Source organism: Marinilabilia rubra (genome assembly GCF_003121985.1).
Classification (GTDB): Bacteria; Bacteroidota; Bacteroidia; order Bacteroidales; family Marinilabiliaceae; genus Marinilabilia; species Marinilabilia rubra.
In genome coordinates this window covers 94,688-114,445 of record NZ_QEWP01000006.1, presented here as the reverse complement: position 1 = coordinate 114,445, position 19,758 = coordinate 94,688, and the positions used below count along the sequence as shown (strand labels likewise).

Sequence of the window (19,758 nt, the reverse complement as noted above, 5' to 3'; positions counted from 1 at the left end):
TCTCTACTTTTCAGGATGATAAATAATGGTAACACGATTGTCTTTTGTAAAATATTTTCTGGCCACCCGTTGAATATCTTCCGAAGTTATACTGGTATAATGCTCAATTGCATTGTTAAACTCGCTGGCATCACCCCATAAATGGTAATAATTGGTTATCATATCTGCCAATGATTCTGCATGAAAATAAAAATCGGTATAGTTTACCTCAAAGGCATTCAAAACCTGTTGCAACACATAATCTTCTACCGGCTCATTTTTTAACCTCTCCAATTGGTTTTCAACCTTTGATATCAGGTATTCTTCCTGATTTGCCACATCTAATTTTCCTTTTATCCTTAAAGCGCCAACTTTCTCCCAAAGCTCTGATGAGGCAGATACGTGGTTTATTATGGTATCTTCCTCTTCTAAAATTTCTTTTTCGAAATATGAATAGTCACTATTTCCGGATAGAATGGCAGCAATAACATTCATAACATAGGCATCATCATGGGTCTCAGGCATAGCATAATAATTTAATGCCACGGCTGTTTTCTTTAATCCCTCTTTCGTTTTTTCAATGATCTTTTCTTTTTTTGAAGGGGGATCAAAGTTGGTTGGTCTTTTAATGGCATTCCCTTTGGGGATATCCTTGAAGTAATATTCAATCCATTGTTTTGTGTCAGGTATGTTAACGTTGCCTGCTACCACTAAACATGCATTGTTGGGCACATAATACTTTTCAAAAAAAGCATCAAAGTCCTTAATGGAGGATGCATTTAAATCTTCCATAGAACCTATCATGCCATGCCCGTAAGTCTCATAAGGAAACATGGCTCCCATCATATCGTTATAGGCATTACCAAGAGGTTTATTGTCGTATCGCATACGTTTTTCCTCCTTGACGATTTCCCTTTCACGGTTGATACCTTCTTCGGTAATTACGGGATGCAGCATTCTTTCCGACTCGGCCCATAATCCCAGCTTGTATTCATGGGCCGGTAAAAGCTGATAATAATAGGTTACATCATAACTGGTGTATGCATTACAGTAGCCTCCCGCATTCATAATGGTATTTTCGAACTCTCCCTGCGGAATGTTTTTGGTGCCATGGAACAGCAGGTGTTCGAAGAAATGGGCAAATCCCGTGCGGTCCGGATCTTCGTTTTTTGAGCCCACATGATATTTTGTTCCCACAATGACATTGGGTTCATTTACATCATGATAAATAATCACATGCAACCCATTGTCTAAATCGTATTCAATAAAATCCACCACCGGCTTCTCCTTGGCCATTAGAATGGATGGAATTGCCAATAAAAAAAAATATATCAGATTTTTCATATTAAAAAATTTACGAAAAAGCCAATACTGATATAAAACATATAATCAATATGACTTTTTAATAGCACTAGAAGTTTGACTCACTGCTTTTAATCCTTACTGATCGTATGTTGCAGGCATTGATGCAGGGATCATAATATTAAAATCTGCGGCATTCTCCGATTCCGGAAGTTCCATGACATTTTCAGCTTCCCAGGTGTGAATGGTAACAATATCCACATCGGGGTTGTAATATTTCAGGTAGTAATAGATGCTATCGTAGAATTTCGAATGATAAGTGCCATTGTAATGCAGGAAATACTGTCCTTCCTCCCAGTTCTGAAGAATACGGTGGGCCATGGTAGCGTCCTTAATAGCCTGTGCTTTTACCAGGTTTGATCCCTTGTAATTCATCATAGCCGATGCTGCTCCTGCATGGTGCTTGTTTTTTGCTTCATCATCCTGATCAAAAACACTTAGCATATTAGCATAGGCAGGTTGTGTTAAATCGAAGTGAACAGGCATAGGGGGCAGATACTGATAAGCCTGTTTTGGCAAACTATCCAGGTATTCAATGCCTTTTTTATAAATAACCCTTGCATAGCGGCGGGGTATATTCGTGCATACGAATTTGAGGTTGTTTCTCAATGCGATTCCCAATAAGGGCTTGTAGTCTCTGAAATTAGGCCAGTTTTTGGCGCTTTCAACGTACATTTTTTTATCCACAAGGCCGTGGATCATAAATTCATCCATCAGTAATTGGTGGTCTGCTTCCCACATTTCGCCCCCCAACACAAGGTTTGAGCCTTTCTCCTCAACCAGCTTTTGGGTGACTTGTTTTTCAAGCCAATGCGCAATCGGGTCATCATGCATTTCCCCAAATAAGCAAATGTCATGATTATATAGTTCTTCCATCATTTTTGAAAAACTAACCTTTTCCCCTTTTGAATTGTAAATCACATAAGCAGGTAAATCACTGGAATATGTATCGTCTTTTGTTTTTTTCTTTTTTGCAAATGACACATTCAGCGCCAAAACAAGAATCAGAATAGTGGTTGTAACTCTTTTCATTTCGTTATTTTATTAAAAGTAAATTTCCAAACTCGTTTCAAGATATTCTCTTTGGGTGTCAGTGTTAATGGTTGAATAATTATTACTTACCGGAATATTGGCAGGATTAATAAGCTTATATCCAAGCTTAAATTCCAGGCCCATCTTTTTGACCTTTTTAAACCAGGTGATGTCTCCACCGATCTGATAGAAATCAGCGGCATGATAGGCAACTTCATTGTATGCCAGATTCAATGTATAGGGTTTCGATCCTGCTGAAACGACATTGTGAGTAAAGTTTATATTTTGCTTGTATAAAAATTCGAGGTCCAGAGCAAGAGCATTAAGCGGATTAAACTGTTTTCTATAGCCTGTTTTTAATTTTACCGATAAATTGGTGTAGTCTATCTGATGCGCATAAACCATGTCTTTTTTGCTTTTTGATTCAAAGAAAAAGTCCATAGAACTGCGATAAAACAGGTCTGCCTGAGGTCTGATAAGTTCTGAGCTGCTATTGATATCCAGTCCCTCATAGTTATATGTTTTTTGGAATACGCCTGTATTCTTATATCCGGTTCCGCTTATGTAGACAGATTCAATAAAATTGAAGAGCTTATAGGCCTCCTTGCTAATGTAGTGGGAGGTCAATAACTTGTTTTCAAAGTATTCATACTTGTAGAGGTCTTTGGCATTCTGCACTAAGGTTGAAGTTATTTTGTTTTCCCATTTTTCTTCTCCAAAAAACCCGGAATAAGAAATAGAGAATTTGTTTTTGTCTCCGGTAAAGAAACTCACATAATATTTGGGGTTTTGATTTTTCCAATAATGACGAGAATCAATCGAGAAATCATTAAAATCACCTAATCCTTCATTGAAGTATAAGTAATACTCCGGGCCATTGGTTTTAAATTCATTATTGAAATTTGGCTGTCCTTTCCTGTAGAAATAAGAGGCTCCCAGTGATAAGTACTTATTATCTCCTAAGGCATAATTTATGGCACCTGAAAACTCGGAAGTCAGAGTATAAAACTCATTTCGTGTATCGCTGACTCTGAAATACAGATCTCCTCTGTACTTAATTCCCAGTCCAATTGAGATTTTTTCATTTAGTTTTTTGTTCGCTATTCCCTGCAATCCATAATGCTTTACATTGAAGTCGCCCATTCTTTGAATCAATAATCTGAAAGGAGAACCTATCTTCGATTTGTGGTACCCCAGGTTCCACATGGCATTATCGTGGCGGGAAACGGACATGGTGAAGTTCCCGTAAAACTTCCAGTTTGATTCTTTCAGTGATTGTACAGATTCTGTCTTTACGGATAATTGCTCATTTTTATCAAATTCATCTACAGTTTTAAAATTGCCTTCATCATATTTTCCGCTGACACCAATGCTGGAAAAGTCTCCATGCTGCCATAAGCGCAAATCTGCCGGATTAAAACGATATACCTTCAAGGGTTTTTCAATATAGAAACCCCGGTTCAGGTTTTCCGGGAGTGCGTTATTGTTGTCCAGAGAGTCTTGTGCCCGCGTATGATTGGCAAAAAACAGAACTATGAATAATACTATGAGCAATAATTTCTTCATCTTCCGAAATTGTTAACAGAGGCTGTCTCAAAAGTCCAATTTAGATGTCATTCTGAGCTTGTCGAAGGGTCTTTTCATTTGAAAAACAGATGTTTCGCCTTCGCTCAACATGACATGCATTTGATATTTTATACTTTTGAGACAGCCCTTTTGGTAAATTATTCTCCAAATCCACGTGGAGTGGGTAAATCTATCACCTCAAAATCATTGGAGCTGTTGTTGGTGTCTAAAAGAATACGTCTTCCATCAACCTCTTTGGCCACTTTTCTACGTACACTTTTACTGGTGTATGTTTCCCCTTCAATAAAATTAAAGCCTGCATCGATTTTTTCAGGCAATCTTTTGAAAGCGCTGGTTTCAGCGTTATACATCATGTCTATGCCATCAACGACATCATTCACATTTATTTTAGCAAAATAATCGCTGAAATCGGGAACATCTTTTGATGGGTCAGCAACCTGCTCTATCTCAAAATTTTCGTTTCTGAAAATGACAATGCTGGAACTGGAAATGTCAAAGTTGAACCAACCATAATTCTCAATATTCAGGTAAACGCATTCCATATTTGGCACATCAACATTGTCCAGATCAAAATATGCACTTCCGGTTCTGCCAAGAGATTGCAACCAATCTACCGCGTAAGTTTCAAAGTCTGCTGTGCTTAAATCGACGGTTATATCAGCATTGGCCCCGTCATTGGTATAATCCACTGCATTTAAGCAAACAACAATGCTTTCGCCGGGTTGTATTGGATATTCTTCACCACTTCCAGGAACCTGAAGTATTTTCGAAGCATATACATACTCGGTCATCTCAAGAGAAAGTGGAACATCATTCTCATCATTCCCGTTTCTGGAAGGGGCCAGACTAGCCAGATAAAGGCCATCTGCGTAAACGACTTCTGATGAATTATTGTAGATCTCAACAAATTGATCTTTAAACATGATAGAATAAGTCGGGTCATTGGCGCCATTGTAGTAAAACTCTTTAATGACCAGACTGCTTGCAGGTTCTCCGTCCAAAGTGATAAACACCTGTGAATCGATGCCTCCCATTAACTGAACATCGTTCTCAACGGCATTCAGGGTCATCTCCTCATAGTATCCTGAAGCCGCACCGGCTTCTTCTTCGGTTAAATTCATTGATGCGGATACATTGTAAGTCCCGGGGGCAATATTCATAAACTGAGCCAGTCCATCGGCATTGGTTAATGCAGAATCTACACCATTATCGATGGTGTTGGTAATGTATACATAAACCTCACCGGTGGACAGACCTGTAAAAGATTCAGCAACTTCAAGCTGTACATCCAGGTTTGCAAGGCTTACTTCATCATCCTTTTCACAGGCACTGAATCCCAATGCAATGAAGATCGCAAGGATGGCGTTTCGGAATAAAAAACTCTTTTTCATAGTTTAAAATTTTATAGTTATAGTTTAAAATTGAACCCAATACCGAAGGTTACCCGAGAGTTGAGTTCCTTGATCGCATTGTTGAAATCATCACGGTAGGTAGGATTATACCATAAAAAGTTATTGGCATAGAATGAAAAGCTGTGTCCCTGTTTGGTCTCTTTCCTTATTCTAATGTGGAAATTGAAATAGCTTGGTTCAGGAACTTGTTTTGTATGATCTATCGAGTACAAAAGGTCTGAGTATTCAGGACTGGATCTTTCGGCTTCAGGAATTTCATGATAGGTCCCATCAATGGAGTAATAAGCTATTGGATATTCACTTGGAAAGTGTTCAACTTCCCTTTTCTTTATCAGGTTGGCTTCCGTAACCAACGAAATCATCATTCTTAACTCAGGGAAATGCTGAGCAATCGTCACATTCGATCTTGACAAATAATTGTTGTAAGATGTTTGTTCATAAAGCCCGTATCTATTTTTGGAGGCACCTGTTAGAGAAGCTGCCGATCTCAACGTTGGAGACTCATTTTCTGAGTGGGTTTTCATATAACTGCCAGACAGGTTAATGCTGGTATTTGTAGCCTTTATTTTGGGGAATTGCATTGACAGCTCTATGCCTTGTGTTTGTGTTTCAATGGTGTTTTGATAAGTCAAAAAACCGGATGAAACCCGTTCAACCTGATCTGTGGGAACCGGATTTGGTTTTTCTCCGGGGATTTCTTCCGGTACTTCCCATTTTACTTTATCAAAAGTCAGCAACTTATCTACTGAGGATATCCCCCCTTTTAACTTCTTATAGAAGCCTGTTAATCTTAGGAAATACCCATTGTGTTCAAAATCAATACCCCCTTCCAGGGTTGTTCCTTTGGATGGTTCCAGGTGTTCGTGCCTGGGTTGATAAATATAAGTAGTAACCACTGCCAGAGAACGAATATCCTCCTCTGAATAGTGGTTCAGGTTTATTAAATCGAAGTATTTTGGACCCGGGTACAATTGGAGCATAGATGGAGTTCGGTACGATATCCCATAGGCCAGTCGCAGGCGGTACTTTTTAAAATATTTTCCTGAAAGGGATATTCTTGGAGACCATAAGTTGTACTTTTTTAGCATATAGTCGTACCTCATGCCCAACTTGAACAAGTAACTGGAGTTTTCACCTTTAAAACTCATATTATCCTGAGCAAACAAAGAGTATACTTCGGAGGCCGGAACATTGTAAAAGTTCATGTCTCTTGCTCCCGACATTCCTGTTGCGGCATTATTTTCCTCATCCATTACCCGGCCTTCCCCATAGTTCTTATCAAATGAGAAATTAAAACCGGAGCTTGTATTGTGTGTTATGCCAAAGGTTGAAAAATTTTGGTTGGTTTCGAGGGTGGCATTAATATTTACAGGTTTGCCGTAAAATTCGGTTTTCTGGTAAAATGTGATGGGAGAAAAGCTGGTAACATAAGTGCCCTCTTCAAGCGATTCGATGATGGGAATAGGTCCTGCCTCAGAGGTCTTTTTATAAGAATACTGTTTCGTGTAATTTCCACTTATTGAATAATTGGTGGTTCCAAGTATTTTTAAGTTTCCATTAGTGGTAAAGGATATGTTGTGATTTTTATTTTCAAACTCCCCGATGACTACTGTCTCATCCGGATCCTTTCTTTGTCCGTCAAATCCGTAGGCATAGTTCAGGGAAAAATGATTGTTCCAATCGAGTTTTTTTGACAGCAGCTTTGACCATCGCAATCCACTGTTTATTCTTTGATAGTATTTCTTTCGGGATGTGGGTTTGCTGTTTGAATAAGTATAATCGAGATTAATATTTAAAAAGTCACCGTTTTTTAGTTTGTAACCTTTATTAATACCCAGCTGATAGGAGGTTGGATTAGTATTTACACTGAGATTGTAAGGGGTATAACCGGCTTTTTTATTTATTAAAATAGCGCCGGAAGTGATGTTCCCGTATTTGGCACTTGGCACTCCTGAAACCACTTCAACCGATTCAATGTTTGAAGCCGAAATTTGTCGTAGGTCAATTCCTTTGTTGGCTGTTACCGTTTGTCCTTCGGTTTGCATGTTTCCATCATTACTTATCTGATTTCCATCGATGATAACAGCGGTTCCAAAGGCATTTATGTCGGAATAGTCCCCAGCATTTCTCAGGTCAGCCTGTGCCATAGAGTTTAAGTCGGGAGCCTCTACCTGATTGCCTGGTAATAGCTGCAAAATATCACTTACACTGATGGGTTGCACCTGTTTTATGGCTTCTTCATCTATTTTATAGGTGGTACTTCCTTCCTGGCTTTGACTTACCTTCGCGGTAATTTGAACTTCGGACAAAGCGAGTGAGGATTTTTTCAGATAAATATTAAAGTCCTGTATTGATTCTTGAATATCTATTTCTTTCTCCAGTTTTTGATATCCCAGAATTTGAACATGAAGCGTGTATTGACCAGGCAAAATACCTTCCAGATGAAAGGAGCCGTCTTCGTTTGTTAAATCATAGATGTGCGTTCCAACCAGGTTTACAGCAACATAATAAAGAGGCTTTTTCTCGGAGTCAAAGACTTTTCCATCTAAACTATACTTTTGCGCACAGACAACCAGGGGAAATAAAGAGACAAGTATCAGAATAAATAAAAACCTTTTCATCTTTCATCTATTTTGATGTAAAAGTACCTGAAGAAGTGGGCGTTCACAAACTGAGAAGAATACAGGATGATGTAATTTTTAGTGCCTGAGAAGTGCTTAAAATAAAGAAAAACAGTAAACTAACGTGATGTAGTGTGAGAAAGTATTAATACGCTATGCTGTAGTTAAGTTGTAACTGCGATTGTTACAAAATTTAAAAGAAAAGCGCCAATATAAAACTTTAAAGTATTGTTTTCATTTCTTTCAGTTACATTTCAAATACATCTGCAACCGAAACTGTTATCTCATTTGTGGTGTGTGTTAACTGAACATTTACAGCGACTTAGTCTGTTTTTATTTGGAAATAATACATCGTTTCCGATTTATGCTGTTTGTTTCAAGCAGGTTAACTCGTTAGCTTTGAGTGTTTGTAAACAAAGTGTTTAGAAGGCAACAGTCTAATTGGCACCAGAAGGTAAACTTTTTATTGAAATGAAACATCTTATTTTAGTTTTTACAATTACTCTTATTGCAGCAATAAGCCGGGGGCAGACCAATCATCATTCTTTGAGCATTCAATTTGATATTCCTCATTCATTTATTGATGTAACTGATACCATATCTATAGAAAATCAGGGGGCTAATGCCTTTTTGCTGAATTCCAATCTGGTAGTTTATGAGTCTTCTGTACCGTTAACAAAGATAGAGCAGATAAATAATTACACGAAATATGAATTTGATGGCTTACCCGCCTCTTCAACATTCATTATTAAGTACAAAGGTGTTGTTGATCACAATAAAAAGGCTTTAAGCAATAAGGCCGGGCATAATTCCTTTCAGGGCACCAACGGAATTGTTTTCGAAAAGGGAATATACCTTGCAGGAACAACTTATTGGGTGCCGGATTTTGTGGGTTCCGACCTGAAAACATTTTCAGTAGAGACGCGGCTTCCTGACGATTGGAAATTGGTTTCACAGGCAAAAACCAGATATATAAAAAGTGGGGTCAGTGAGAATAAGATAAGCATTGATATGAATCATCCCACCAATCAGGTTTGCCTGATAGGTAACAAGTATGAGCGTTATTCACGAAGAATTAATGATATTGATATAAATATCTATTTGTTCAAATCTGATGACAGGTTGGCCGAAAGGTACTTTCAGGTTTCAGGTCGATACCTTGATTTGTTCAGCAACCTCATTGGAGATTTTCCATATGAGAAGTTTGATGTAGTTGAAAATTTTTGGGAAACAGGATATGGATTGCCTTCATTCACGCTGCTGGGGAAAAAGGTAATGCGCTTTCCCTGGATATTAAACTCGTCTTATCCACATGAAATGCTCCACAATTACTGGGGGAATAGTGTTTATGTGGATGATGAAAAGGGCAATTGGAGTGAAGGGCTGACCACCTACATGGCCGATTTCCTGATAAAAGAGCTGGAAAATGAAGGTGCAAACTATCGAAGATCACAATTGAAGAATTATACCGATTACGTCAACAATGAAAATGATTTTCCCGTTTGCGATTTTAAATTTAAAACCGATATGACTAGTCAGGCTATCGGATATGGGAAAGTGCTTTTTATAAACCACATGCTTCGGCAAAAATTGGGAACCAGCACATTTGTTGAAACCTACAAAACTTTCTACAAAAATTATAAATTTAAAAGAGCCACATTTTCGGACATACAAAAGACTTTTGAGGCGGTAACAGGAGATGACCTTAATAACTTCTTTCAGCAGTGGGTTTACGAAACAGGGGCTCCGAAACTGGATCTTAAGAATGTAGATGTACAAAAAGAAGGAAATTCATTTACACTTAATTTTGAATTGAGACAATCAGGCCTTAAAAAAGCTTTTGATATGGAAGTTCCTTTTCATGTTTATTTGCAAGGTGAAGATAGAGTTGTCAGAAAAACGGCCGCTCTTCAACAACTTTCGCAAGTGTTTTCATACCGTTTCCCCAAACAACCAATCCGTATTGAAATTGACCCCTGTTTTGATGTCATGAGAATCCTTGCCCCCGAAGAAGTTCCTCCTGCGTTATCAAAATTGTTTGGCTCAAAAGCCTGGACCATTATTCTTCCAAAATCGAGTGACTTTTTTGAAGCCTATAAAACTTTTGCCGGGGATTGGTCTTCAATGTATTCGAGACGAGGGGTGAAGGTGAACATTGTCAATGATACCGAAATACAAAAATTACCCGTGAATCAAAGTGTCTGGATACTGGGGAGCGATAACAGGTATGCAGATAACTGTGATTTAACAGGAGTTTATGGTTCTTCTGTTTCGCCCGAATTGGTACAAAGCATCGATGAAATTTATGAAACCGAAACCTTAGTGTATGCCATCCAAAGTTCTTCGGGAAACCAGGTTGTAGGTCATATAAATGTCAGTAATCCGGAGTCGTTGGGTGCCTTAAAAACAAAATTAATGCATTATGGCAAATATAGCTATCTGGGATTCTCCGGGGCAGAACAACGGAACACAATTAAAGGTATGTTTCCGGTGTTAAATTCTCCATTAAATTACACAATTACTAATAATCAAAAGGCCGATTGGGGCTCATTTGAGATGCCTGAAAAAGAACTATTGGTTAGATAGGCCTGCTGAAAAAGTCAAAAGAGCAGAATTTACAAGCCTATCCGATCGAAGGAGTATTCAAATACTTCGAGATTGGAACGGTGAAGTAAATTTGGTTCTTTTGATTAGCTGTTTTCTTATATATAAGTGCAAAGGAATATGAGTATTTTGTGAAATAACCTCTCACTTACAGACTCGTTGTCATTATTTAAATATTTAATCACTGGTGTCCGGTTAAAATATTTAACATGGCAGTCAGTCTATTGAATGTATGGTTATTATGCGTGTTTGGCAAATTTGTAGACTTCGATTTCGCATCAAGACAATCTCGTTAAGAAAATCAGACTGTTTTCCGTCAAGAAATCCGGATTGTTTGAGCGAAGCGAGTTTCCGGATTTTAGGAAAATATTCTGATTTTTTCCCGATTATTGTTTTGTAAGCTTTTGCCCCAAAAGGCAAAAGCAACAAAAACTTATTTCGGGATTCTTTAAGCGACGGCATTTCTTGTTTACTTCTTTTTGCTGTTGAAAAGAAGTAAAAGCCCGCGCGGCTTGAGCGCAAATAAAGAGAATTCTATTGTTTTACCGGACAATAGTGATATTTAATAAAATATGCGTTTTTCAGCGCCCTGGATAGTGAAGGAGGTATTATTACAAAAGAAGGTATCCTGACAGCCGGGGGATCTACCTGATATTGGAGGGCATGCTATAAATTGATTAAGAAATCATTTAAGCTTTCATTGCGGTCCAAATTCATCTTTTTCCTTAGTCTGTATCGGCTTATTTCAACCCCTCTGACACTAATGTTCATGAGCGGAGCTATTTCTTTAGTCGTTAAATTCATGCGCAAGTAAGCACTTAATCTCAAATCTTTTGGAGTTAAAATGGGATACCGGGCTTTCATTTTTTCAAGAAACTTTTCATGCACTTTGTCAAAGTAGTCTTCAAACACTTTCCAGCTTTCTTCATTGTCGAGGTCCTTGTTTATTTTCCGGATGACTCCTGAAATATCATTGGTTACCTCCTTATTTTGCTCCGAAAAATTTTTAATCTTTTCGAGGTTTTCTTTCAGTTCTGTCAGGAACTGATTTTTTTTAATGACGCCCATTGTGCTGTTTGCCAATTCCTTGGATTTGTAGAGGTTGTCAATCCTCAGTTTTTCATTCTTCAGTTTTTCTAATTCCCTTTGCTCTTTTAATTTTCTTTGAATTTGTGATTGCTCTTTCCGATACATTAATTCTTCCTGCTCCTTCTTCAGCTTTTCCTTGATCTTTTTTGTCCTGAGTCGGATTAATCTTTCAATAAAAAAGGCCATCAACAGAACAAAAATGGCATAAACAATTTTCGCGGTTAAAGTAAAATACCACGGGGGTAATACTTTAAAGTCGTAAAGGGCCACAATGCTTTCTATGTTGGCTTTATTTATCGCTCTCACCATAAACCGGTAATCGCCCGGAGGCAGCCCCATGTATTCTTTAATGTTTTGTGTGCTCCAGTTGGACCATGTTTCATCGTAACCTTCCAGGAAGGTAGCATACTGGGCTGAAATATAATTGCCACATCCCACGGTGTAATAGAATCTAATTCTATTTCCATATTTGACGCTTTCTACAGCCTTTGCTACCTGACTGCTTCGAACATATTTTGCATGAGATTTCAGATGGTTTATGTTGCCATCGGGTGAAATCTCCACGACTTCCCGAATTCGATTGGCCGAAAACGGATGCAGGCCATCGTGACTCAGATTGCTGCGCAGGAAACCTTCTTCACGCCCAATAATTACATTTAAAGAATCCAGACAATATACATTCTCATAATCTATGGGATAGGAGTTTTTTGCGAAATATTTAAATGTTAAATTCTTAGATTGTAGTTGGCTGCCAATCTTCAAATAGCAATGGATTAAGCCGTCCTGAAACATCCATATCCTGTTATATCTGTCAATAATTAAATTTGAAGGACTTTTTTCATCTTCGAACATAACATTGAAAAGGGTGTCTCTTTTAAAATCTCCGTTATTTTGATACCGATACGCGCCGCTATCAGCTAAAAAGAAGACGTCATCACCCAACTTTCGCACGCGCTTAAATTTATTGTCCAATTGAAGTCTGTCAAATCTCCTTATTCCTTCAAGTTTTAGCAGATCTTCGGAGATCTTACACTTGAAAATGCCTTTTTCGAATTCGGCCCATATATTGTTTTCAGAGTCAATTTCTATGTTTTTAACATTAACGTTTAACCCATCAAGTAGTCTTACATGGCTCAAAAACCCATCTTCATTCATTTTCATTAATACAATCCCCATGGGAGACCCTGTTAAATAATAATCAGGCCTTTCCGGCAATTGAGTAATGTACCAACCACACGGGAAGTTGTTCACTCTGCGTGTTTGGCGCTCATCATATGCATGCAGTCCGGAGGCTGTTCCATAGTATAAAATGCCATTTATCTCATGCAAAGACCATACATGGCCATCTGCAATTTTTCTGAACATTCTATTGCCGGTTTTATTGGCATGCAGATCGTAAAGCCCCTGAGTGGTTGCAAAATAAATTTTGTTTTTATACTTAATGCTTGCAAACCCTGTCCCCAGCCCATGGTGATCATTGTATACGGTATAGGGATAATCCATATGCACGGCAGATATCCCTGCTGCCGTTCCAATCCATAAGTTATCCCATTCATCCTTGTGAATGCAGAATACGGTGTTGTTTATCAAACCGCCTTCAAAGTGGAACTTATTCAATACCTCGCCTTTTGAATTGATTATGATTACCCCATCGTAAAAGGTCTTTAGAGCAAATGTATTTTCATCTATTTGATTGACTCCTCTAAGGTCTTGTAGTTCACTTTTTTTAAATGAATCGGTAAGTGAAGTGAAGGTTTCATCGTCCAGGTTGTAAGCTCCTTTTTCTCCAATTAGTACATGCCGTTTATTATTGATTCTGATAAATCCGCTGACAGCCTGGTTTCGGATGGCTTTATTGTCTGATAAAAGGGCTAATTTATTGCCTTCAAGCATGTATACTCCATCTTCAGGAGAGTAAAAGTATAATTGATCATCTAATTTTTGATAGTGCCTGAAGGTATGTGGGGTTTCAATAATCCTGATGTTTTCCCGGGTATTTATGATTATTTCATTTCTGAGAGCAAATACTATTTTTCCTTTCAGATAAAAAACTTCGGCATTTCTAAACTTTCGTAGTTCTTTCTCAGAAGAAATAAAATGATTTAAGGATTCATATTGCATTTGGTTTTTGGAGTCCACAATCAACTTTCCGATGCCTTTGTCTCCGGCAATGAATATAATGTTGGAGGAATCAATAGCCATAGATTTAATTGCAAAACCACACGAGACTTTTCTCCAATTTGAGCCATCATACTCCAGAATTCCATTTTTATCGCCGGCATATAGTATACCATCATTCGTGCTAACAAGGGAAAATATTCTGCTTCCACCTGAATAATCATCTGCAGAGAAGTTTTTTATAACGGGAAACCCTTTCTCAATGGCAGGTAAATGTACTGAGAGTAATAGTAGTAATGCTATATAGCTAATGCGCATAATTAACAAACCTGTAATTTCATTTCCCTTTTTGAACCCTTAAAAATAGATTTTTTTCTCTTTAGAATGCCAATTTTCATTAACTTTTCAAAAGCGGGTTAGGAGTTTAGCAGGATTGAAAATTGATTGCATTAGAGGTAGCCGGCCAGGGGTAGTAGGAATATTGTTGAAGTGTTCTGTTTTTAATCTGTTCTTTTTAAGTACATGCACTATTTACACTGTGTTTGATTGTTGGGTGGGTGCAAAGATATCTTAGAAGCGCCTAATCAAAAGGCCAAAACTAAGAAGCCGACCAAGTCTCGGGGTATAGCAATACTTCTTCGATTGATAAGCTCTTAAACCTGGTCTTTTTTTGTAACTTTTTTCAGTAGGTCCTGACTCAACCGGATCATTTACTTTACTAAAACTTTATGAACAATTTGTTCGTTCTGAACCAGGTAAAGACCGGATTGATGGACATTGATTTGTGTTCCGGATTGCTGAGCTGTCTCCTCGGTTATGGGCATGCCTGCCGGGTTGTACGCTCCAATTAGGGCCGGATAATGTAGGTTTTCCATACATATTCTTTGATTTTGAGTATAAACTTTAATGTCTGACTCAAAATTGTCGTAAAAGAGAAGTGGATACCAGAGGTAACTCAAGAGTTGTTTGGCCCGTTATTTTGCCATCGCTGCCGATGCTAAAGTGTATATCGGGTTCCTGGGCATAGTTGTAAAAAGTGTTGATTGGTTTCCATCCGAGATTCTTCATATAAGGGTTCCATCGGTAGTCTCCGGGCGGCACATTGTCGAATGTGCATTGCCAGATCCAGGTCCCGTTGTTTTTGATCAGTTCTCCTCCGGGCCTTTCGGAATTCCCGTACATAGGGTGCCACCAGTAGTCGCTGTCATCATACAGCGTGATAGAATCATTCCCTGCCCAACAATAAACATTTGTCCCATTAAAGTCATCAACATTGTTTGTTAGTTCGCCATTATGGTTATCAATGACTTTAAGAGTCACACTGAATTGGCTTTTTGCATTAAATGCCAAAAAAGAGAGAAAAATGAGAAAGTGAATTTTTTTCATGGCAGATTTTTTATACAAGCCACGAAGTAATTTTTCGTAAAATAACTTTATAGCTTTGGGATATTTGCATAACCAATTGCTTTATTCTAAATAGGCATCTATTCTCATGATATGATCCTCAAACTCATCTCTGTTAACAGCCGCTTTGTTTTTTATCTTAACCCGGTAATTGTAAATTGTGTTGACTGAGTAACGTAAAAGCTTGGCTATTTCCGAGCTGTCATTGATTCCCAGTCTTATAAGGGCAAAAACGCGTAGTTCAGTATTCATACGCTCATCCTTCTTTAGCTCAATACGCTCATCTTTTTTTAGAAGGCGGTTTAATTCCTCAACGAAATGGGGATAAATGTGTAGAAAAGTAGTATCAAAATTCTCATAAAACTCCCTGGTCTCCTGTTCAATTATTTTTTGAGATTTTGTGAATTTGAAAAGTTCATCAATCTTTTGGGAGGCGATGTGTTTGTTCGTCATTTTTCTAAACTCGTCAAGCTTTTCTATATATTCCGAACAAATGGTCAGGAAGCTTGCTATGTATTGTTCTTTTACATGATTGGATTCAGAAAGTTCCTTGTTGAGAGAATTAAGGGATTGGTTCGTGTCCCTAAGGCTTAAATTTAGGCTTTTTAATTTTCCATTGACGGTCTGTAATTCCTTTCTTGCTTTTTTCAGTTTGGTCATCTGCCTGAGAATGAATACCACGGCTAGTCCCAGAAACAAACTCAGCAAAGAGATAATGATTAGAAATCTTTCCAGCTTAGCCTTTTGCTTCTCACTTTTTAATTGGTAAGCTTCATTAATTACAGGGAGAATATTTGAGATGGAAATAAACCGGAGCCGGGAATTGAAAAACTCAGCATCCTCAAATGAGAAATTGATAAATTTATGAGCTTTGTCTAATTGGCCTTCCTCATGTAAAATTATTGCCAGTTTTGCCAGGGAGGCGTTGTCCTTCACGGCTGCTTTTATGTCGGAGATGGCCGAGAGAATTAAATACTTCTTTTCCATTTCCCGGTCCGATACTATATCATAATACAGGGAGCGTTCAAAGGTTATGGTTGAATAAAGCCGGGTGCCCATTTTTGCTTTCTCCAGGCGTTTGGAGTTGACCATCAGGCATTTCATGAGTTGGCGGTTGTCCCGGTATTTTTTTTCCAACAGGGAAAGATAGAGTTCTGATTGCGGATCTATCATCGGCATTACCGAATCGCTGTAATTTTCTGTTATGCGAAAGTATCTCCGGTAATTAGTGGGAGATTGGGTGTAAATACATAAGTCGGAATAAATATCAATGAAATCCAGATAGTACCGGATCAAAAGATTTTGGTTTAAGTAGTCCCTGTTAATTTCCTTCAGTATATCAACAGCTTCCATGTATCTCCCCGATGATGCAAGGATGTCTGCCATCTTAAGGTTTGATTTAGTCTGAAATTCATAATTGTTCAGGGTTTTGGCTAATTCTTGATTGATGGTCAAATAATGAAAGGTTGAATCAAAGTTATAAGGTTCATATTCTTCTATCAACTGACTGTTGATCAAAAACTCCTGGGTGAGATTCAGGTTGTTCTTAGCTCTCATTTCCTTAAGCCCGTTTATTCTGGCCTCTTTTTGTTGATCATATACCGACCGTTTTGCCATAGTCTTTTCCAACTCTGTTAGTAAAGAGTCTACACCAATGTCAGCCAGAAGAGAATGTGTGAATAAAAGAATCAAGAAGGAAAGAGTGTATTTCTTCATAAAAAAATCCTCAATTGGAAATAATGAGATCGGCAAAAGCAGATGATAAATAATCAAGTTGCTCCCTAAATCAATTCTTGTCACAAATATACAAACATTGACAATTGATTTAAGGGTGATTGAAAAAAATGTTGTTCAAAAAGAGTTCCTATAAAGCCATACGGGGACACGATTTGGAAATGTATTATAAAGGAAACAAAAAGCCTGACGATTTCTATCATCAGGCTTCTGAGTACCCAGGGCCGGGATCGAACCGGCACGATATTGCTATCACTGGTGTTTGAGACCAGCGCGTCTACCAATTCCGCCACCTGGGCATAGTGGTTGCTATTGGTTAATTCGCGGATGCAAATATAAAACAATCTTGTGTTGTTGCAAACAAAAAAATGTCGTTTTCATACAATCTTTTTTATATGCCCTGTGTGCTAGAGGAAAATGGAGTGATAATTTTTTTGACGCATGTCCAATGGAATAGTGGGACATGATTTACCCGGTGAGGGTTACACTGTCTTTGACTCTTATCTGCTATCTTTGCTTACGAAAAGTACTAAATATACCATGAGTGCATTAGTTAAGACTGAGGGCATCGTGCTGGATCATATATTATACAGGGAAACCAGCGCCATTATTCATATTTATACACGAGAGCTGGGCCGGCAAAATTATGTTGTAAACGGAGTGCGCGGTAACCGTAAGAGTCGGAAAACTGCCTTATTGCAGCCGCTCAACCGGCTCTCAATGGAGGTGTATCACTCACCGCGAAAAGATCTTCAACGAATTAAAGAATTTTCCCTGATGCACCCGATGGAAAATATCCCTTATCATCAGGGAACGAGGGCTCAGGCTTTTTTTCTAACCGAGTTGCTTTCAAAGGTTTTAATTATGCAGGATCCGGCAGGGGAGATGTATGATTTTTTGAACCACTCAGTTGAGTTGATGGATTCCGCTGTAGAAGGGGTCGAGAACCTGCATTTGTTTATTCTGTTCAAACTAACACAATACCTGGGGTTTTATCCCAATGAAAACCGGTTTGGCAAAGAATCCTGGTTTGACTTAAAAAATGGCGATTTTGTGCAAACAGAACCTGTTCATGAATTGTTTCTTACTCCGCAAAAGGCCGCTTTGTTCAACCGATTATTATCAGCTGACGTTTATAATCTAAAACAAATTGCCGTTAACTCTTTTGAGCGCAATGTGATATTAAATGCTTTATTGGGGTTTTACCGGTTACATACACACAGTTTCGGTGAATTAAATACTTTGAGTGTTTTGCAAAGTCTTTTACATTCCTGAAGGTGTTTTGCTCCGGCCAAAACCATAAATCATCAAGAAAAATGTTAGCTCCATCAAATTAAGGTTGAAATTTGGCGGAAAATGAAAGCTCTTTGTAAGGTGTTAAAAGCTTTTGAAATTTAGTGGCTTAGGTTTTTTGAACTTTCCCGGCTAAATGAAAATGTTTTGATATTCAGTAATGTATGATACTGTTTTTGAATTGTTGTAAATTGATTAAAAGGTGCATTTTTGCAGTAAATATTGCGTATATTTGATAGAAGCAGGTTGTCTGGATTTAAAGAGGCTATTGAAATTATATCACGCGCATTTGAAAAACAGCACATAGAACCAGAAATAAAAAAAAATATCATGATAGCTCCCAAGCTTATTACCCTTGAGAATAGTATTGTGAAAGCGATGACGGAACTTGGTGACAGTCAGAATGCCATCAATATGGCTGCGGGCTATACTGATTTTCACTGTTCACCAAAACTGATTGATCTTGTGCGGAAGCATATCTCCGAGGGCATTAATGAATTTGCTCCTTCAGACGGAGTTGTGGCATTGAGAGAAAGGGTGTCAGATAAAATTGAATCGCTTTACGGGCATAAATACAATCCGGAAACCGAGATTACTATTACAGCCGGAGCCACTCAGGCTATATTCACTACCATTACTGCCCTCATCAGGGAAGGTGATGAAGTGGTTATTTTTGAACCCGCTTACGATAGTTATGTTCCGGCGATTGAGATAAATGGAGGAAAGCCGGTTTTTGTGCCACTTAAGGGACCCGATTTCCGTATCGACTGGGAAGAGGTACAAAAAATGATCACTTCCAATACAAGGATGATCATTATTAATTCTCCTCACAATCCAACCGGGATGGTGCTCTCGGAGCTTGACATGCTTCGCCTTCAAAAAATAATAAACGGCACACGCATTACTGTTCTTTCTGATGAGATTTTTGAGCATATGGTATTCAATGGCGATTCTCATCAGAGTGTCGCTCTTTACCCCAAGCTGGCAGAAAGAAGTGTTATAATAAGTTCGTTTGGAGAAACTTATCATGTGTCCGGATGGCAAATTGGCTATTGTGCCGGGCCCTCAAAAGTGATGAATGAGCTTAGAAAAGTTCAGCAGGTAATGATGCAGAGTGTATCATCACCTTTTCAGTGGGCATTGTCAGAGTTTTTGGAGTACAAAGAAGAATACCTTGAGCTATCGACCTTTTACAAAGAAAAACGAGATCGCTTTAATGAATTGATGGGAGATACCCGATTTAAGCCCATTGTTTCACATGGTTCATTTTTTCAGCTTTTTAGTTACGATGATATTTCGGATGAGAGGGACAAAGATTTTGCTGTCCGCCTTGTGGAAGAGGCAGGTGTTACTACAATACCAATAAGTGCTTTCTATCATGAGAAATCCAAAAAGCATTTGTTGCGGTTCAATTTTGCCCGCACAGATGAAAACCTGGTTGAGGTGGCCCGGAGGTTGTCGAAGTTTTAGATGTTTGATCCTACAATGTGATCACTGAATTAAAGGGAAGCCTGTTTATTATT

At 38.3% G+C, this 19,758-nt stretch carries 12 protein-coding genes and 1 tRNA gene; 3 read left to right on the top strand and 10 right to left on the bottom strand.

Annotation, left to right across the window (positions count from 1 at the left end; genetic code table 11):
• Positions 1-3: 3 nt before the first annotated feature.
• From DDZ16_RS09175 to DDZ16_RS09155, 5 genes are all read right to left on the bottom strand, one after another.
• On the bottom strand, positions 4-1,323 hold the full coding sequence (locus tag DDZ16_RS09175; protein WP_109264152.1) for a M16 family metallopeptidase: 1,320 nt from the start codon (positions 1,321-1,323) through the stop codon (positions 4-6).
• Positions 1,324-1,419: 96 nt separating this feature from the next.
• On the bottom strand, positions 1,420-2,373 hold the full coding sequence (locus tag DDZ16_RS09170; protein WP_109264151.1) for a ChaN family lipoprotein: 954 nt from the start codon (positions 2,371-2,373) through the stop codon (positions 1,420-1,422).
• Between the two features lie 12 nt (positions 2,374-2,385).
• Positions 2,386-3,939 (bottom strand): DUF6850 family outer membrane beta-barrel protein, encoded by a 1,554-nt coding sequence (locus tag DDZ16_RS09165; RefSeq protein ID WP_109264150.1) that lies wholly within the window; start codon positions 3,937-3,939, stop codon positions 2,386-2,388.
• Between the two features lie 158 nt (positions 3,940-4,097).
• Positions 4,098-5,351 carry a DUF4876 domain-containing protein gene (locus DDZ16_RS09160; RefSeq protein ID WP_109264149.1) on the bottom strand — a complete coding sequence of 418 codons (1,254 nt, stop codon included), beginning with the start codon at positions 5,349-5,351 and terminating at the stop codon, positions 4,098-4,100.
• A 17-nt stretch (positions 5,352-5,368) separates the two neighbouring features.
• Positions 5,369-7,993, bottom strand: a complete 2,625-nt coding sequence (locus DDZ16_RS09155) for a TonB-dependent receptor (protein WP_109264148.1) — start codon at positions 7,991-7,993, stop codon at positions 5,369-5,371.
• A gap of 471 nt (positions 7,994-8,464) precedes the next feature.
• Between DDZ16_RS09155 and DDZ16_RS09150 the strand changes: the two genes are divergently transcribed.
• Positions 8,465-10,579, top strand: a complete 2,115-nt coding sequence (locus tag DDZ16_RS09150; protein ID WP_109264147.1) for a M1 family metallopeptidase — start codon at positions 8,465-8,467, stop codon at positions 10,577-10,579.
• Positions 10,580-11,263: 684 nt separating this feature from the next.
• On the opposite strand, the gene DDZ16_RS09140 is transcribed toward DDZ16_RS09150, so the two are convergent.
• The 5 genes from DDZ16_RS09140 to DDZ16_RS09125 form a co-directional block, all read right to left on the bottom strand.
• On the bottom strand, positions 11,264-14,122 hold the full coding sequence (locus tag DDZ16_RS09140) for a triple tyrosine motif-containing protein (RefSeq protein ID WP_109264145.1): 2,859 nt from the start codon (positions 14,120-14,122) through the stop codon (positions 11,264-11,266).
• Between the two features lie 392 nt (positions 14,123-14,514).
• Positions 14,515-14,679 carry a hypothetical protein gene (locus DDZ16_RS20730; protein WP_158275638.1) on the bottom strand — a complete coding sequence of 55 codons (165 nt, stop codon included), beginning with the start codon at positions 14,677-14,679 and terminating at the stop codon, positions 14,515-14,517.
• 40 nt (positions 14,680-14,719) lie between these two features.
• Entirely contained in the window at positions 14,720-15,190 is a 471-nt protein-coding gene (locus DDZ16_RS09135) for a hypothetical protein (RefSeq protein ID WP_109264144.1), read from the bottom strand.
• Between the two features lie 81 nt (positions 15,191-15,271).
• Complete coding sequence (locus DDZ16_RS09130) at positions 15,272-16,924, bottom strand: DUF6377 domain-containing protein (RefSeq protein ID WP_146192222.1); 1,653 nt, start codon at positions 16,922-16,924, stop codon at positions 15,272-15,274.
• 233 nt (positions 16,925-17,157) lie between these two features.
• A tRNA-Leu gene (locus tag DDZ16_RS09125) sits at positions 17,158-17,241 on the bottom strand.
• Positions 17,242-17,383: 142 nt separating this feature from the next.
• Between DDZ16_RS09125 and recO the strand changes: the two genes are divergently transcribed.
• Both recO and DDZ16_RS09115 read left to right on the top strand, forming a co-directional pair.
• Complete coding sequence (gene recO / locus DDZ16_RS09120; RefSeq protein WP_232526597.1) at positions 17,384-18,217, top strand: DNA repair protein RecO; 834 nt, start codon at positions 17,384-17,386, stop codon at positions 18,215-18,217.
• A 348-nt stretch (positions 18,218-18,565) separates the two neighbouring features.
• Positions 18,566-19,705: a methionine aminotransferase gene (locus DDZ16_RS09115; protein ID WP_109264297.1), complete on the top strand. Its 1,140-nt coding sequence runs from the start codon at positions 18,566-18,568 to the stop codon at positions 19,703-19,705.
• The last annotated feature ends 53 nt before the right edge of the window (positions 19,706-19,758 follow it).

Coding starts and splice junctions, on each gene's coding strand:
- DDZ16_RS09175 (WP_109264152.1), bottom strand. CDS start 1,323: ATGAAAAATCTGATATATTTTTTTTTATTGGCAATTCCATCCATTCTA.
- DDZ16_RS09170 (WP_109264151.1), bottom strand. CDS start 2,373: ATGAAAAGAGTTACAACCACTATTCTGATTCTTGTTTTGGCGCTGAAT.
- DDZ16_RS09165 (WP_109264150.1), bottom strand. CDS start 3,939: ATGAAGAAATTATTGCTCATAGTATTATTCATAGTTCTGTTTTTTGCC.
- DDZ16_RS09160 (WP_109264149.1), bottom strand. CDS start 5,351: ATGAAAAAGAGTTTTTTATTCCGAAACGCCATCCTTGCGATCTTCATT.
- DDZ16_RS09155 (WP_109264148.1), bottom strand. CDS start 7,993: ATGAAAAGGTTTTTATTTATTCTGATACTTGTCTCTTTATTTCCCCTG.
- DDZ16_RS09150 (WP_109264147.1), top strand. CDS start 8,465: ATGAAACATCTTATTTTAGTTTTTACAATTACTCTTATTGCAGCAATA.
- DDZ16_RS09140 (WP_109264145.1), bottom strand. CDS start 14,122: ATGCGCATTAGCTATATAGCATTACTACTATTACTCTCAGTACATTTA.
- DDZ16_RS20730 (WP_158275638.1), bottom strand. CDS start 14,679: ATGGAAAACCTACATTATCCGGCCCTAATTGGAGCGTACAACCCGGCA.
- DDZ16_RS09135 (WP_109264144.1), bottom strand. CDS start 15,190: ATGAAAAAAATTCACTTTCTCATTTTTCTCTCTTTTTTGGCATTTAAT.
- DDZ16_RS09130 (WP_146192222.1), bottom strand. CDS start 16,924: ATGAAGAAATACACTCTTTCCTTCTTGATTCTTTTATTCACACATTCT.
- recO (WP_232526597.1), top strand. CDS start 17,384: ATGTCCAATGGAATAGTGGGACATGATTTACCCGGTGAGGGTTACACT.
- DDZ16_RS09115 (WP_109264297.1), top strand. CDS start 18,566: ATGATAGCTCCCAAGCTTATTACCCTTGAGAATAGTATTGTGAAAGCG.